Source organism: Streptomyces triticagri, assembly GCF_003429565.1.
In the GTDB taxonomy this organism is placed as follows: domain Bacteria; phylum Actinomycetota; class Actinomycetes; order Streptomycetales; family Streptomycetaceae; genus Streptomyces; species Streptomyces triticagri.
Genome location: NZ_QUAK01000013.1, coordinates 72,570 through 88,181, shown reverse-complemented (window position 1 = coordinate 88,181; position 15,612 = coordinate 72,570). Strand labels below are relative to the sequence as shown.

Here is a 15,612-nt window from a genome sequence, read left to right as displayed (position 1 = left end):
CCGCAGGGGGCGGCACAAGCCCTTGTTAGACGGACCGTATAACAAGGGCGCCGGGGTGCCTACCCCCCGGTAAGAATCCAGTTGCCGCAAGGGGTTACCGGCGGGCACACCCCCGGCCTCCGCCGTGCGCGCCGAGCCCCTCCGTGAAGCGCGCGGTCAGGGCGGTCGGTGCGGTGATCGCGGTGCCGACGACCACGCCGTGCGCGCCGTGCGCGAGCGCCGCGGCGGCCTCATCGGGGGTACGGATCCGGCCCTCGGCGATGACCGGGACGCGGACGGCGGCCGCGAGCTCGGCGACGAGCTCCAGGTCGGGGCCGTCCTGCCGCGGACGGCCGGGCACGTATCCGGCCAGGGTGGTCGAGACGAGATCCGCGCCCGCCTCCGCCGCCGCGACACCCTCCGCCAGGGTCCCGACATCGGCCATCACCAGGGCGCCGGCCTCGTGCACGGCGCGGGCCAGGCCCGGGAAGGTGGTGGCGTCCGGGCGGCGCCGCTCGCCGGCGTCGGCGGCGACCACGGCCGCACCCGCCTCGACGACCGCGAGGGCGTGCCGGATCGTGGGCGTGATGTAGACGTCGTCGCCGCCGGTGCCGCCGTCCTTCCAGAGGCCGATGACCGGCAGGTCCACCGCCGCGGTGACGGCCGCGACGACCTCGGGGGCATTGGCGCGGATCGCGGCGCCACCGCCGAGCTCGGCCGAACGCGCCATCCGTACCAGCGTTTCGGTGTCCCGCATGGGGTCTCCGGGCGGCGCCTGACAGGAGACGATCAGACGGCCCGCGAGGGAGACGGTCAACTCGTGGGCGGTCCAGGGGTGTTGAGGTGCGGTCATCGATGGGCTCCCGGGTGGTGGAGGGGCAGGGTCGCGGTCAGGGCGGCGGCTCCGCGTACGGCCGCGTCGGCACCGAAGCGCGGCGGTACGGGCACGAGTCCGCGCAGCCGGGGCATCAACTCCGCCTGGAACGCGGCATCCAGGGCCTCCCGGTACAGCGCCCCGATGCCGGTCACGCCGCCGCCGACCACGACGCGGTCGGGGCCGAGGGCGTTGGCGAGGCCACCGAGCACCTGACCGGCGGCGGCCGCGCCGGTGGTGATGGCGCGCACCGCGGGCGCGTCCCCGGCCGCGGCGCGGGCGGCCACGGTCTGCAGCCGGTCGACGGGTGTCCCGGTGAGCCGCGCGTAGTGGGCGGCGATGGCCGGACCGGAGGCGATGACCTCGAGATGTCCGGTCGCCCCGCAGGTGCAGGGCAGTCCGGCCGCCGGTGCGCTGGGCAGGTGCCCGAGGTGTCCGGCGATGCCGAAGGCGCCGTGCAGCATCCGCCCGTCCACGGCGACCGCTCCCCCGACGCCGGTGCCGATGGCCGCATACAGGAGCGACCCGAACTCACCGTCCAGTGCGTCCAGTTCGGGCCCCGCGGTGGCGCGTACGTCGTTGTCGCAGGCCACCGGGCGTCCGGTACGGGCGGCCAGGCCGGCGCCGAGTTCGGTGCCGGCCCAACCGGGCAGCGAGTCGGTCGCGCTGGTGACCCGGCCGGTCCGCGGGTCGATCACTCCGGCCGCGGCGACTCCGACCGCGGCGGCGGACCGGTCCGGGTCGACCGCGGCCGCGGCGGCCGCCAGCGCGTCGAGCACCGCCTCGGGCCCCTCCTGGGCCGGGGTCGGCCGGGTGTCCCTGGCCGGCACGCTGCCGTCTGCCGCGAAGAGCGCAGCGGCGATCTTCGTACCGCCGAGATCGAGCCCGATCACGGGAGCGGGCACGGCTTCGATCCGCCGCCGAGCCACTTCAGGCCGAAGGACCGGTAGGTGATGTGCTGGTAGTCGGCGCGCTCGTACAGCAGCCCGATCCGGCCGTCCGGCAGCCTGGTGAGCGTCGAGTAGGCCGACGGGCCGGCGTCGACGAGCTTCTGAGTGCTCCAGGTCCTGCCGTCGTCGCAGGACATCTTGACGGTCAGTCCGCTGCGGCTCGAGCTGTTGGCGGTGTTGCTGAAGAGCAGCCACTTCGACCGGGGGTCGGAGGGGTCCGCGTCCGGGGCGTAGCGCATGATCGAGCCGTTGTTGGCCGGATCGGGCAGCTGCTCGTCCTGCTCGAACGGGGTGTACGTGACACCGCCGTCGCTGGAGTACGCGACCGTCCGGTACGGCGCTGAGCGGTTGTTGAGCATGATCCGGCCGTCGGACAGTTCGACGGTCTTGTTCTCGTCGCCGCCGGGACCGACCGGCCGGCCCGTCCGCCAGGTCTCGCCGTGGTCGTCGCTGTAGGCGGAGACCGCGTAGTTCTGTCCGTCGTGGCGGACGGCGTACTGCTGGATCAGCCGCCCCTCGTACGGGCCGTGCCGCAGCTGGATGCCCTCTCCGGACGCGGCGAACATGCCGCCCCACGCGGGATCCTTGATCTGCTCGGTGATACGGCGGTGGGTCCAGGTCCTGCCGTCGTCGTCGGAGTAGCTGTAGTCGGTCTGCTGGACGTCCGGGTCGTCCTCGTCGTTGCCGGTGTGCGAGCCGAGGAAGCCCTGGTTCACGGTGGCGGAGTAGAAGGCGAAGACGCGTCCGGTGTCGCGATCGACGAGCAGGCTCGGATCACCGTTGCCCTTGGGGGCGTCCTCCTTCCGTAACACCTGCCGGCCCTGCCAGCTGCTGCCGCCGTCGGTGCTGCGGCGTATCACGACACCGATGTTGCCGGGCAGGTCCGCCGCCGACGGCCGGGCGTCGTAGACCGCGAGCAGGGTGCCGGCGTTGGTCGTGGTGAGCGCCGGAATGCGGTAGACGGGCGAGCCCACACCCGCGGTCGCCAGATCCTGCCCGGTGCGCTCACCCGGCACGGGTTCAACGGCCCTGGCAGGCAGGCCAGTTGCCACTACGAGGACGGCGGCCGAGAGGACGGCCGCGCGGACGATGCGCTTCATGACGATCGCTCTCCTCAGAGACGAGACACACAGAAGACATCAGACGTCTGACAGGCACCGGGGACCCTAGGCAGCACAAGCCCCACCGTCAAGACACCAGACCCCCTCCCAAGCCCGCCAACTCGCCCACCCGGCACGCGAGTCCGGCCTTGAACCCGAGCTCACGGACTCGGCCCGCGCCGCACAAACTCAGCCTGTCCGGCGTTTGAGGACGAGCCCGAAGGGCGAAATTCCAGCCCGTCCGGCGCTTGAGGACAAGGCCCCCGCCGGGGCGGAGGCGGAGGCGGAGGTGGCAGTAGGCGCCCCCGGGTAAACCACAACACCCACCCCCGACCTACGCCGCGCCCCGCGCCCCCGCAATCCGCCGCCGCAACGGCGCATAGTGCTGACTCAAAGCCGAGAGAAACCCCGCCACATCCCCCGCCCGCCCCGCGTCCACAATCGCCTGATGCACAGCGATCGTCGAAGCCTCACAACCCCCCTCGACCCCGTCGAGACGCGGCGCCACCACGGCATACACCTCCCAGAACGCCATCGACAGCTGCCCGATCAGCTCATTGCCCAGCGGCTCCACCAGCTTCGCGTGGAACGCCCGGTCCGCCTCCACGAACCCACCCGCGTCCTTCGCCCCCGCCTCCCGCATCCGGCCCACCAGACCGTCCAGCTCGTCGAGTTGGGCCGTGCTGAGCAGCGACACGATCCGCTCCGCCATCCCGCGCTCGAAGAGCTCCCGTACGTCGACGAGATCGGCCATCACCCGGAAGTCGTCGTCGGGCGAGAGCATGCCGCGGAAGGTGAGGCTCTCCACCAGGGCGGACAGGCTCAACCGGCCGACGTACGTGCCGTGCCCGTGCCGCACCTCGACGATGTCCAGGGCATTGAGGATCTTCACCGCCTCGCGGACACTGGAGCGGCTCGCGCCCAACTCCTCGCACAGCGCCGCCTCGCTGGGCAGCGGATCCCCCGGGCGCAGCTTCTCCTCGAGGATGTGACGCTTGATGCCCTCGACGACCTCCTGCCGCAGCGACTGCCGGACGGCCTTCGCGCCGGGCGCATGCCTACCGCTCACCCCTTGACCCCTCTCGGTAGCTCGGCCCGCCTTCCCACGCTAGCAGCGCATCAGACGTCTGACGCCTGCCGATCCCACCACCACGACCTGCACCACTCGGTCCACGGCAGCCACGCTGCGGCGGCCGAACTCCTCGTGCAGCAAGGGAGTTGGCCGCGAACCCNACTCGGTCCACGGCAGCCACGCTGCGGCGGCCGAACTCCTCGTGCAGCAAGGGAGTTGGCCGCGAACCCGCTCGGCTCAGGACCACGTTCCTCTCAGGACCATGTTCCGCTCAGAACCACGTTCCGCTCAGAACCACGTTCCGCTCAGGACCACGTTCCGCTCAGGACCACGTTCCGCTCAGAACCACGTTCCGCTCAGAACCACGTTCCGCTCAGAACCACGTTCCGCTCAGGACCGCCCGACAGAGCTCCATATCCGGTCCGGCAGGACCGCCGCCGCCTCGTCGAGATCGACGTCGTCCAGACCGGACACCCACCGGCGGGCCACCGCCACCACCGGCCCCATGATCAGCGCCTCCAGCAACGGCGCCGGGAGCGGGGCCAGTTCACCGGCCGCCACCCGCCCGTGCAGCCACTCGGCCAGCGGCGAGAGCCGCGCCTCCTGGGCATCGCGCAGCCGCCGCGTGTCCGCCATCCCCTGCCGGTCGGCATACGCCGAGTGCAGCAGCCGGGCCGCGTCCGGATGCTCCCGCACGAAGGTGAAGTAGCCACCGATCAGGGCCTGTACGCCGGAGCGCGCAGTGCCACACCCCGCGATCGCGGCGCCGAGCGCCTCGAGCAGCCGGCCGAGCCAGCGCACCAACAACGCGTTCAACAACCCGTCCACGCTGCCGAAGTGATGGTAGAGACTGCCGAGGCTGACGCCGCTCGCACGAGTCAGGGCACTGACCGTGATGCCCTGTTCGCCGGCTTCCGCATACAACCGGAGTGCGGCGTCCAGGAGACGGCCGGCCGTCTCCTCTCCTCGCTGCTGCTTCGGACTCATGGTGGCCCTCAGCGTAGAGCACGACGATTCCGGTTCCGTCCTGCCGTTCCTAGAGCGATCTTCTAGAAACTCCTTCCACTTCGACGCATCCATGGTCCAGACTGAACACCGCGCCCGAGCCTGCGCCGGTCCCCCACGCGCTCAGGGGGAGGCACGCGGGATGTGCGGCCCTCACCCGGCCCGCACCGGACCGGACTCGGGGGAGGCTCGGGCGCGACCCACCACCGATCCCCCGCCAGACGCCCCTCAGGCCTCGCCCTCCCTCTCCCCCTCCAGCTCCCGTGCGAAGCGGCGTACCGCATCCGTGAAGGCCTCCGGCTGGTCGAAATTCGCCAAGTGCCGTGCCCTCGGGATCAGTTCGATACGCGCCCGCGGATGCTGCGCCGCGAACTCCCGCTCGCCGGAACGGAACACCGTGTCCTTCTCACCATTGAGAATGAGCACGGGCGCCGCCACATCCCGCATGTCCTCAGGACCGAACCTCCCCAACACCTCACCCCACGCTTCCGGCAGTACGTCGAAGGCGTACCCGGCCCGCACCGTCGCGCCCGCCACCTCCGGCGGATACATGCGGCGCAGCACCCGGTCGTTCCACCGCGTCAGACGCTCCTGCGGTATCCGCGGCACCAGACCGGCCACCCATCGGTACGGAATCGCCCATCGCCCCCGAGTCGACGCACTGGCCCCCGCGAGCACCATCCCCCGCAGCAACTCGGGCCGCTCCCTCGCGAATTCGAGCGCCACATACCCTCCGAGCGAGTGCCCGACGACCAGCGCGGGCCCCTCCCCGAGCGCCTCCACGGCCTCCGCCACCACATCCGTGGCGGCCGACAGACTCCACGGCTCGCCCCGCCGCTTTCCGTGCCCGGGCAGATCCACCGCCTCGACCGCGAACTCCTCCCGCAACGGCCCCAGTTGCGCACTCCACTGCCCCGCACTGAATCGCGTCCCATGCACCAACACAATCCCCGGCACCACACCCACCCCGCCTTCCGTGACTCCCCGACCACACCCACCATCTGCACGCGCCACCGACTGTAAACGCCCCCACTGACAAGCCCCGACCCCCGCCCGGGAGCCGGGCCGTGTACGGACCCGCGGAACCTCAGGCTTCGTCGGTCCAGTAGCGCACGGCACCGGTGGCCGCATCGGCACTGTCGCGTGTCGCGGTGGCTGCGGAGGACGGCGTCGGCGAACAGATGCGCAACAGCCCAGACAACTGGACGCCCCGTTCATTTCGTGGTTATATGAACGCAGCGTCCAAATGAAGAATGCAGGCATCGACGGAGGAAACGGTCATGAACAGCACGACTCCAGCCCAGGACCGCGTCGCGCTCGTCACAGGCGGCTCGGGCGGCATCGGCAGCGCCGTCGTCCGTCGTCTCGCCGACGAAGGCTTCGCGGTCGCCGTCCACTACGCCGGCAACCCCGCCCGCGCCGAGAAGCTCGTCGCGGACATCGTGAGCGCGGGCGGATCAGCCATCGCGGTCCGCGGCGACGTGGCCGACGAGACCGAGATGGCAGCCGCGTTCACGGAAGCCGAACAGGCCTTCGGCGGACTCGACGTCGTCGTCAACACCGCCGGCATCATGGTGCTCGGCCCGATCGCCACGCTCGACCTCGACGACCTCGACCGGATGCACCGCACCAACATCCGCGGCGCGTTCGTCGTCTCCCAGCTCGCGGCGAACCGCCTCCGGGCCGGCGGCGCGCTGATCAACTTCTCCACCACGGTGACCCGCACGCAGTTCCCCACGTACGGCGCCTACGTCGCCTCCAAGGCAGCCGTCGAGGGCATGACACTGATCCTCGCCCGGGAGATGCGCGGCAAGGACATCACCGTCAACGCGGTCGCCCCCGGCCCCACCGCCACCCCGCTCTTCCTCGACGGCAAGGACGAAGAGACCGTCACCAACCTCGCCAAGGCCGTCCCGCTGGAACGACTCGGCCAGCCCGAGGACATCGCGGAGACCGTCGCGTTCCTCGCCGGCCCCGCCCGCTGGGTCAACGGCCAGATCATCTACACCAACGGCGGCCTCGCCTGACCCCTCCCGTCCGAGTCCCCTCCCGCCCGAACCGTCCACTCCCATCCGAACCCTCCACGCGGTCACGCGAAAGGCAGCAGACATGAACAGCATCGTCGTCATCACGGGTGCCTCCAGCGGATTCGGCGCCCTCACCGCCCGGACCCTCGCACTCGCCGGTCACACCGTGTACGCGGGTATGCGAGAGACCACCGGGCGCAACGCCCCCGCCGTACAGGCCGCCCGCGACTTCTCCACCGAACACGGCGCCGACCTGCGGCCGATCGAGCTCGACGTGAACTCACAGGACTCCGTGGACACCGCCGTCGCACAGATCGAGGCCGAGCACGGGCACATCGACGTCCTCGTCCACAACGCCGGCCACATGGTCGTCGGCCCCGCCGAGTCCTTCACCCCCGAGCAACTCGCCGAGCTCTACGACGTCAACGTGCTCTCCGCCCAGCGCGTCAACCGCGCAGCGCTGCCGGGAATGCGCCACCGCGGGGCCGGCCTCGTGATCTGGGTGTCCAGCTCCAGCGTCAAGGGCGGCACACCGCCGTACCTCGCCCCCTACTTCGCGGCCAAGGCAGGCATGGACTCCCTGGCGGTCTCCTACGCCGCCGAGTTGTCCCGCTGGGGAGTGGAGACGTCCATCGTCGTGCCGGGATCGTTCACCAGCGGCACCAACCACTTCGCCCACGCCGGGCACCCTGCCGACCGTACGACCGAGGCCGAGTACGAGACCAAGTACACCGGACTCATGGAACAGGTCTCCGAGAAGCTCGCCGCCCTGGCCCCCGCCGATGCCGACGTCTCCATGGTCTCCGACCAGATCGCCCGGATCGTCGGCCTGCCCGCAGGACAGCGCCCCTTCCGGGTCCACATCGACCCGGCGGACGACGGCTCCGCCGAGGTCTCCGAGGTCGCCGACCGCATCCGCCGCGAATTCCTCACCCGCGTCGGCCTCGGGGACCTGCTCGCCATCGCCGGGTAACTACACGATCATGTCACCGCAGCGACAGACCACCACGCGTCCAGAACAGAGCACCACGCGTCCATGAGCCGACAGGAAGGCACCGTGCCCCATCCACCGAGCAACCCCGCAGACGAGCAGCCGACACCTCGCCGCGGACGGGGCCGCCGCCCCAGCGACGAGGTGCGCGCCGACGTGCTGCACACCGTGGGCGAGATCCTGCTCGACGAAGGGCTCGCGGACTTCACCATCGAACGCGTCGCCCGCCAGTCCGGGGTCAGCAAGACCACCATCTACAAATGGTGGCCGTCGCGCGGCGCCCTGGCCCTGGACGGCTACTTCCACAAGGTCGAGACCACCCTCGCCTTCCCCGACACCGACGACATCCGCGCCGATCTGACCACGCAGCTCCACGCCTTCGGGCACCTGGTCGGCGACACCCCGGCCGGCCGACTCCTCGCCGAACTCATCGGCGCCGCCCAGACGGATCCCGAACTCGCGACCGCCTACCGCTCGCTCTACTCGGCCGAACGCCGACGCCTCGCCGTGACACGGCTGCTCCGCGCCCAGGAATCCGGCCAAGTACGCCCCGAGGTCGACCCCCAAGTCGTCGTCGACCAACTGTGGGGCGCCGTCTACCACCGCCTCCTGATCCCCGACGAGCCCATCAACCCGACCTTCATCACAGCCCTGCTCGACAACCTCCTCACCGGCATCATGACTCCCGGCCACTAGCCGACCACCGCGTCCCAACCCGACAGACGCCCTGCACGAACCATGCAAAGCAAAAGGTCCAGAACAGTGACTACCTGTCCTGGACCTCCACCGAGCCGCCTTCGGGATTCGAACCCGAGACCTACGCATTACGAGTGCGTTGCTCTGGCCATCTGAGCTAAGGCGGCGTGCCTGCTGTCGCGGAAAGACCTCTCCCGCACGGGAAGAGGTTCGCATCAGCGGCGACGGCAAGTCTACAGGCTTTTGCGGGTGCCTCGGACCAGGGGCCCGGCGCCCCTGGTCAGCACTTCGTGCCGTCCTTCGGGGGCTTGCCCTGCAGGAGGTAGCGGTTGATCGCGGTGTCGATGCAGTCGCTGCCGCGGCCGTACGCCGTGTGTCCGTCGCCGTCGTACGTCAGGAGGGTGCCGGAGCTGAGCTGGCCGGCCAGGGCCTGCGCCCATTTGTACGGGGTGGCGGGATCGCGGGTGGTGCCGACGACCAGGATCGGGGCGGCTCCGTCGGCCTCGATGCGGTGGGCGGTGCCGGTGGCGTCGACCGGCCAGTCCGAGCAGTTCAGGGAGGCCCAGGCCAGGCCCTCGCCGAAGACCGGGGAGGCCTTCTCGAAGTCCGGCAGGGACTTGACGACGTCGGCCGGGCCCTTGAACGCGGGAGGCAGGTCGAGGCAGTTCACCGCGGCGTTCGCCGACATCAGGTTCGCGTATTTGCCGTTCGGCTCGCGCTCGTAATAGCTGTCCGAGAGGGCGAGCAGGCCCGCGCCGTCGTTCTCCTTCATGGCGGTGGTGAGGCTGTCCCTGAGCTGGGGCCAGGTCGCCTCGTCGTACATCGCGGCGATCACGCCGGTGGTGGCGAGCGACTCGCCGAGCCTGCGGTCCTCGCCCGTCGGGATCGGCTTGGCGTCGAGGCGGCGGAAGAAGTCCTTGAGGCGGCGGCCCGCGTCCGCGGGGGACGCGGTGCCGAGCGGGCAGTCCTCGAGCTTGACGCAGTCCCGGGCGAAGGCCTGGAAGGCGGTCTCGAAACCGGCGGTCTGGTCCCTGTTCATCCGGCGGGCCGACAGCTCCGGGTCCATCGCACCGTCCAGGACCAGACGGCCGGTGCGCTGCGGGAAGAGTCCGGCGTACGTCGCCCCGAGGAAGGTGCCGTACGAAGCACCCACGTACTGCAGCTTCTTGTCGCCGAGCGCGGCCCGCAGGACGTCCATGTCGCGGGCCGCCTCGACGGTGGAGACGTGCGGCAGCATGCGGCCCGAGTTCTTCTCGCATCCCTCTGCGAACTTCTGGAAGGAGGCGACGAGTTGCTGCTGCTCGCCGTCGTCGTCCGGCGTCATGTCGGTCTCGGTGTACGCGTCCATGCGGGCGCCGTCCAGGCACTTCACCGGCTCGCTGCGGGCCACGCCGCGGGGGTCGACGGCGACCATGTCGTACTGCGCACGGACCGGCTCGGGGAAGCCGATGGCAGCGTACGCCTGCAGGTACTCGACGGCGGAGCCGCCCGGGCCGCCCGGATTGACCTGGAGGGTGCCGAGGCGCTTGCCCGGGCCCGTGGCCTTCTTCCGGGCGACGGCGAGCTTGATGTCGCCGGCCGACGGCTCCTCGTAGTCGAGAGGGGCTCTCATCGTGCTGCACTGGAAGCCGGGGACGCCGCAGTCGCGCCAGGTGAGCTTCTGCCCGTAGTACGGCTCGAGGCCCTCCGGGGTACTCGCCGGGAGTGCGGACGACGAGGCGCCGGTGGACGAACTCCCCGACGAACAGCCGGAGATCAGCAGGGCAACGGCCGCGAGCAGAGTGCCGCCGGTGCGGAGCAGAGGGCGCCTGGATTCCATGCCCGCGAGGGTAACTCTCCGGTGAGCGGCTACGCACACTCCGTGTCCGTCAGGGCTCGTACGAGTGAGAGTCAGAGTGAGAGTGAGATACGCGCGGGGTGCACGGGTGCACGGGTGCACGGGTGCACCGTCCGGGACGGTCAGCCCGCGCGCAGCGCGACCGCCATCGCCTCGACGGCGAGCAGCGGAGCCACGTTGCGGTCGAGGGCCTCGCGGCAGGCGCCGATCGCCTCTATGCGGCGGAGCGTGCCCTCCGGGGATCCGTCCCGGGCCAGTCGCTCGAGGGCGTCCTGCTGGTCCGTGTTGGCCAGGGCGGTGCGGGAGCCGAGCTGGAGGGCGAGGACGTCGCGGTAGAAGGCGGTCAGGTCGACCAGGGCCAGGTCGAGGCTGTCGCGCTGGGTCCTGGTCCTGCGGCGCTTCTGGCGGTCCTCGAGCTCCTTCACCGCGCCGGCCGTGCCGCGCGGCATCCGGCCGCCCTGGGCCGCACCGAGGGCGGCCCGCAGCTCCTCTGTCTCCTTGACGTCGATCTCCTCGGCGACCTGCTTCGCGTCCTCGGCGGCGGCGTCGATCAGCTCCTGGGCCGCCTTGAGGCAGCCGCCGATGTCGGCGACGCGCAGCGGCATGCGCAGGACGGCGGCGCGGCGGGCGCGGGCCCGCTCGTCCGTGGCGAGGCGGCGGGCCCGGCCGATGTGGCCCTGGGTCGCGGCGGCGGCGGTCGCGGCGGCCTCCGGCTCGACGCCGTCGCGGCGGACCAGCATGTCCGCGACCGCGGCCACGGAAGGGGTGCTCAGGACGAGGTGACGGCAGCGGGAGCGGATCGTCGGCAGCACGTCCTCGACGGAGGGGGCGCAGAGCAGCCAGACGGTGCGGGGGGCGGGCTCCTCCACTGCCTTCAGGAGGACGTTCCCCGCGCCCTCGGTGAGGCGGTCGGCGTCCTCGAGCACGATGACCTGCCAGCGGCCGCCTGCGGGGGACATCTGTGCGCGGCGTACCAGGTCGCGGGTCTCCTTGACGCCGATGCTCAGCAGATCCGTGCGGACGACCTCGACGTCCGCGTGGGTGCCGACGAGGCTGGTGTGGCAGCCGTCGCAGAACCCGCAGCCGGGTGCCCCGCCGAGCGCGCGGTCCGGGCTGGTGCACTGCAGGGCGGCGGCGAACGCCCGGGCTGCGGTGGAACGGCCGGATCCGGGCGGGCCGGTGAACAGCCAGGCATGTGTCATCCGCGACGCCTCGGGCACCTCCGCGCCCTGCGCCTGCGCCTGCGCCGTGACCAGGGAGTCCGCGTCCCTGGCCGCGCCGTCGAGCTGCGCCGACACCCGCTCCTGGCCCACCAGGTCGTCCCATACGGCCATGGGGCACCGCCCTTCTGCTTCCCGTCTCGTACCGCGGCCTCGTACCTCGGCGTCGCCGCGGCCTCGCACCTCGGTCACCGCACCACGCTGTCAGTACCGGTGATGCATGGCGCCGCATCACACGTGCCGGTCCGTGCGTGCCGGTCCGTGCCCGGTCCGTGCGTGCCGGTCCATTGTGGAGCACGGGTCGGACATCGCCGGACTGCCGATGGACGCGGTACGCACCGAGGCGGCCTCGCACCCGGGGCCGCGCCACCTCGACAGCACGCCGCCTGCCGGGTCATACGCGCAGTCACCGCGGCCGCGTCCCACGGCAGCACCCCGACGGGGCAGTCGGCGACAGCATCCCTACGGACCCACACCAGGCACGGTTGTCCGGGTCGGACCGGCGCCCCGCCCCGCCGCCCGTCGGAGGCCTGTACGGACGGTGGGTGGGGTCAGCCCCGGCCCCGGCCGCCGCCGTCGTCCTCGTCGTGCGGGCCGAGGAGTTCGTCGGCGAGGGTGGGCAGGTCGTCGAGCGGGGTCTCCTCCGCCCAGTCCGACCGCGGACGGCGCCGCGGCGCCTCGGCGGACGGATCGACCTGCGGGAGCTCGCGGGTACGGTCGCTCCCCGAGGGCTGCTGGGTCTGCCGGGACTGCTGGGGCTGCTGGGCGCGGTCGCCCTGCGCCGGACGCTCGTCCCGGAAGTAGCCGGGCGGCACACGGTCCGTCCCCGCTCCGCCCCGCTCGCCGGGACCGTCCTCCGGCGCGGGCGGCTGCGGCAGCACAGCAGTCTCGTCACCGGCGGAGCCGTCCGGCACCGAAGGCAGCACCGTGGTCTCGTCGGCGGGCCCTGCGGACACCGGAGGCAGGGCGCCCGTCTCGTCGGCGGCAGGCCCGTCGGGGACCGACGGCAGCACCGTGGTCTCGTCGGCGGCCGCGCCGCCCCGCGCGGCGTCGGACGGCGGTACGAAGACCGGCGTCGGCACCGTCGTCTCGCTGTCCGCCACCGGTGCCGACGCCGTGCCGTCATCGCCCACGACGGGCGTGGGCACCGTCGTCTCGTTGTCGACGGCCGGGCTCGCCGGCCCGCCGCCACCGACCACGGGTGCGGCCCCGGCCGCCGCCGCAGCCTCCGCCGCCCGCCGTGCCTCCTCCGCGCGCAGCAGGGACTCCTCGGCCTTGCGCTGCTTCTCCCGGCGCCGTTCCTCGGCCTCGGCCCGCAGCCGCTCCTCCTCCTCGGCCTGCCGACGCCGCCGCTCCTCCTCGGCGGCCCGCACCTGCTCCTCGGCCTCGCGCCGCCTGCGCTCCTCCTCGGCGAGCCGGCGAGCCTCCTCGGCCTGCTGCCGTGCCTCCTCCGCGCGGCGCTCGGCCTCGACACGGCGGGCCTCCTCCAGCTCGCGCCGCTTGCGCTCCTCCTCCTCGGCGCGGAGCCGGGCGAGCTGCTCCTGGCGCTCGCGCTCGATCCGCTCCTCCTCGGCCTTGCGCGCGGCTTCCTCCTCGGCCTTCCGCCGGGCCTCTTCCTCGGCTGCCTTGCGGGCCTCCTCCTGGGCGTGCAGTTCGGCCTCGGAGAGCGGCAGCATGCGGTCGAGCCGGTGGCGTACGACCGTGGTGACCGCCTCGGGGTCCTGTGCCGCGTCGACCACCAGATAGCGGCCCGGGTCGGCCGCGGCGAGGGTCAGGAAACCGGACCGTACGCGCGCGTGGAACTCGGCCGGCTCCGACTCGAGCCGGTCCGGCGCCTCCGTGAAACGCTCCCGGGCGGCCTCCGGCGAGACGTCAAGCAGCACCGTCAGATGCGGGACAAGGCCGTCCGTGGCCCAGCGGGAGATCCGCGCCACCTCGGTCGGCGACAGGTCGCGGCCGGCGCCCTGGTAGGCGACGGACGAGTCGATGTACCGGTCGGTGATCACCACCGCGCCGCGCTCCAGGGCGGGCCGTACGACGGTGTCCACGTGCTCGGCGCGGTCCGCCGCGTACAGCAGGGCCTCCGCGCGGTGCGAGAGACCGGCGGACGAGACGTCGAGCAGGATCGAGCGGAGCCGCTTGCCGACCGGGGTCGCACCCGGCTCGCGGGTGAGGACCACCTCGTGTCCCTTGGCCCTGATCCACTCGGCGAGCGCTTCGGCCTGAGTGGACTTGCCGGCGCCGTCCCCGCCCTCGAGGGCGATGAAGAAGCCGGTGGCGGCGGGCGCCTGCACCGGGTCGCCGCCGCGCAGCGCCTCCCCGAGGTCGCGCCGCAGCGGGACACCGGAGCGGTCGTCGGTACGGGCGAGCACCAGCGCGGCGACCGGCAGCAGCAGCGCGCCGGCCAGCATCAGCGTGAAGGCGGCACCGCCGTGCGCGAAGACGAACTTGCCGGTGACCAGGCGGTGCGGCCCGATCACCGCCGTGAGCAGCGGTCCGGCGAGCGCGGCGACCGCGATGCTCAGCCGGACGACGGCCTGCAGGTGCTCGGTGGTCCTGGCCTGGCGGAAGTCCTCCACCTCGAGGTCCAGGAGTGCATGCCCCGTGTTCGCCGCGACGCCGGCGGAGAGGCCGGCCAGGGTCACGATCAGGAGCACGGTCGTCGGATCGGGCACCAGGCCGGCGGCGAGCAGCGCGACACCGGTGACCGCGGTCGCCAGCGCGAGCAGCCGGCGCCGGGACAGCGCCGGCAGCACCGAGGGCGCGACCCGGATCCCGAGCGCGGAGCCGCCGGTCAGGCCCAGGACGAGGAGCCCGAAGAGCACCGGCCCGCCGTGCAGGTCCTCGGTGTGCAGTACGGCGACGGCGACCGAGGCCGCGATCGCGCCGGCGACCGAGGCGCAGGCGAGGACGATCAGCGGGACGGCGCTGGTGCGTCCCTTGTCGACGCCCGATCCGGTCTTCGGCCGGCGCAGGCCCTCGAGCGGGGACCGCGCGCGCGGTGTCTCCGAGTCGGGCAGTTCGATGAAGTAGACGACGGACAGCGAGGCGGCGAAGAGCCCGGCAGCGACGTACGAGGCGAGGGCGGCCTGATGCTGCTCGAACCAGACGAGGCCGGTACCGATCAGATTGCCGATGAGCGTGACGCCGATGAGCGCGAGGGCGGCGACGGGCAGCGAGACGAACGTCGTCCGCAGCGTGAGCCGGCGCAGCGCGTCCAGATGGTCGGGCAGCGGGCGCACCGCGGCGCCCTCTATCGGCGGCGCGGGCAGCAGCGCGGGCGCCGCGCTCTCCCGCGCCACGGTCCAGAACCGCTCGGTGACACCGATGACGAACCCGGTGACGAGCAGTACGGCGAGCGCACTGTCCGGTGTCCAGTCGATCCACAGCGGCGCGACGATCAGGAGCAGCGCCCGCAGTCCGTCGGACACGATCATGGTCCAGCGCCGGTCGAGCGGGCCGCCGGGCGAGGTCAGGGCGGTGAGCGGTCCGAGCAGCACCGCGCCGAAGAGCAGCGTGGCGAGGATCCGGACGCCGAAGACAGCCGCGACGGCGAAGGCCTCGCCGCGATATCCGCCGCCGAAGGCCCCCTCGACCCGGGCCGCCTGCCAGGCGAGCACCACCAGGACGAGCAGTGCGAGCGCATCGCCCACGCTCCCCACGAAGTGGGCGCTCCACAGGCGCTTCAGCGGGGCGGTCCGGAGCAGGGCGCGCACGGCGCGCTCCCGGGAATCGGCCGCCAGGGCATCGTCGCGGTCGCCGTTCCCGACCGCCTGCTTGTCCGCTCGCGTCATCCCGACAGCCTATCGGCAGCCCCTGACACCCCGGAGCCCCGTCCGAACAAACGGACGGGGCTCCGGG

The 15,612-nt window shown here is 72.4% G+C and carries 11 protein-coding genes, 1 tRNA gene and 1 pseudogene; 3 read left to right on the top strand and 10 right to left on the bottom strand.

Annotation, left to right across the window (positions count from 1 at the left end; all coding sequences use genetic code 11):
* Positions 1-94: 94 nt before the first annotated feature.
* From DY218_RS02220 to DY218_RS02195, 6 genes and pseudogenes are all read right to left on the bottom strand, one after another.
* Complete coding sequence (locus tag DY218_RS02220) at positions 95-832, bottom strand: N-acetylmannosamine-6-phosphate 2-epimerase (RefSeq protein ID WP_128554156.1); 738 nt, start codon at positions 830-832, stop codon at positions 95-97.
* The gene (locus DY218_RS02215; protein WP_128554187.1) at positions 829-1,767 is read right to left on the bottom strand and encodes an ROK family protein; all 939 of its coding nucleotides are present in this window, start codon (positions 1,765-1,767) and stop codon (positions 829-831) included. Before DY218_RS02215 ends, DY218_RS02220 begins: the two co-directional genes overlap by 4 nt.
* A gap of 2 nt (positions 1,768-1,769) precedes the next feature.
* Positions 1,770-2,903, bottom strand: a pseudogene (locus tag DY218_RS02210) (sialidase family protein); the annotation flags it as partial.
* 334 nt (positions 2,904-3,237) lie between these two features.
* The gene (locus DY218_RS02205) at positions 3,238-3,972 is read right to left on the bottom strand and encodes a FadR/GntR family transcriptional regulator (RefSeq protein ID WP_128554154.1); all 735 of its coding nucleotides are present in this window, start codon (positions 3,970-3,972) and stop codon (positions 3,238-3,240) included.
* Positions 3,973-4,365: 393 nt separating this feature from the next.
* Positions 4,366-4,962, bottom strand: a complete 597-nt coding sequence (locus DY218_RS02200) for a TetR/AcrR family transcriptional regulator (protein ID WP_128554153.1) — start codon at positions 4,960-4,962, stop codon at positions 4,366-4,368.
* Between the two features lie 246 nt (positions 4,963-5,208).
* Positions 5,209-5,946 (bottom strand): alpha/beta fold hydrolase, encoded by a 738-nt coding sequence (locus tag DY218_RS02195; RefSeq protein ID WP_407703538.1) that lies wholly within the window; start codon positions 5,944-5,946, stop codon positions 5,209-5,211.
* A gap of 314 nt (positions 5,947-6,260) precedes the next feature.
* Between DY218_RS02195 and DY218_RS02190 the strand changes: the two genes are divergently transcribed.
* The 3 genes from DY218_RS02190 to DY218_RS02180 all read left to right on the top strand — a co-directional run bounded on the left by DY218_RS02190 (position 6,261) and on the right by DY218_RS02180 (position 8,694).
* A complete protein-coding gene (locus tag DY218_RS02190; RefSeq protein ID WP_128554151.1) occupies positions 6,261-7,007 on the top strand; it encodes an SDR family oxidoreductase in 747 nt (248 codons plus the stop codon).
* Between the two features lie 82 nt (positions 7,008-7,089).
* A complete protein-coding gene (locus DY218_RS02185) occupies positions 7,090-7,980 on the top strand; it encodes an SDR family oxidoreductase (protein ID WP_128554150.1) in 891 nt (296 codons plus the stop codon).
* A 63-nt stretch (positions 7,981-8,043) separates the two neighbouring features.
* A complete protein-coding gene (locus tag DY218_RS02180; RefSeq protein ID WP_128554149.1) occupies positions 8,044-8,694 on the top strand; it encodes a TetR/AcrR family transcriptional regulator in 651 nt (216 codons plus the stop codon).
* Between the two features lie 93 nt (positions 8,695-8,787).
* On the opposite strand, the gene DY218_RS02175 is transcribed toward DY218_RS02180, so the two are convergent.
* The 4 genes from DY218_RS02175 to tmk form a co-directional block, all read right to left on the bottom strand.
* Positions 8,788-8,861 (bottom strand) — tRNA-Thr (locus DY218_RS02175).
* A gap of 113 nt (positions 8,862-8,974) precedes the next feature.
* Complete coding sequence (locus DY218_RS02170) at positions 8,975-10,513, bottom strand: alpha/beta hydrolase (RefSeq protein WP_128554148.1); 1,539 nt, start codon at positions 10,511-10,513, stop codon at positions 8,975-8,977.
* A gap of 140 nt (positions 10,514-10,653) precedes the next feature.
* The gene (locus tag DY218_RS02165) at positions 10,654-11,865 is read right to left on the bottom strand and encodes a DNA polymerase III subunit delta' (protein WP_128554147.1); all 1,212 of its coding nucleotides are present in this window, start codon (positions 11,863-11,865) and stop codon (positions 10,654-10,656) included.
* A gap of 437 nt (positions 11,866-12,302) precedes the next feature.
* Complete coding sequence (tmk, locus tag DY218_RS02160) at positions 12,303-15,545, bottom strand: dTMP kinase (RefSeq protein WP_128554146.1); 3,243 nt, start codon at positions 15,543-15,545, stop codon at positions 12,303-12,305.
* Positions 15,546-15,612: the final 67 nt, after the last annotated feature.

What these genes read in the sequence shown, in the direction of transcription:
- DY218_RS02220 (WP_128554156.1), bottom strand. Translation starts at nt 832, where the DNA reads ATGACCGCACCTCAACACCCCTGGACCGCCCACGAGTTGACCGTCTCC.
- DY218_RS02200 (WP_128554153.1), bottom strand. Translation starts at nt 4,962, where the DNA reads ATGAGTCCGAAGCAGCAGCGAGGAGAGGAGACGGCCGGCCGTCTCCTG.
- DY218_RS02190 (WP_128554151.1), top strand. Translation starts at nt 6,261, where the DNA reads ATGAACAGCACGACTCCAGCCCAGGACCGCGTCGCGCTCGTCACAGGC.
- DY218_RS02185 (WP_128554150.1), top strand. Translation starts at nt 7,090, where the DNA reads ATGAACAGCATCGTCGTCATCACGGGTGCCTCCAGCGGATTCGGCGCC.
- DY218_RS02180 (WP_128554149.1), top strand. Translation starts at nt 8,044, where the DNA reads ATGAGCCGACAGGAAGGCACCGTGCCCCATCCACCGAGCAACCCCGCA.
- DY218_RS02170 (WP_128554148.1), bottom strand. Translation starts at nt 10,513, where the DNA reads ATGGAATCCAGGCGCCCTCTGCTCCGCACCGGCGGCACTCTGCTCGCG.
- DY218_RS02165 (WP_128554147.1), bottom strand. Translation starts at nt 11,865, where the DNA reads ATGGCCGTATGGGACGACCTGGTGGGCCAGGAGCGGGTGTCGGCGCAG.
- tmk (WP_128554146.1), bottom strand. Translation starts at nt 15,545, where the DNA reads ATGACGCGAGCGGACAAGCAGGCGGTCGGGAACGGCGACCGCGACGAT.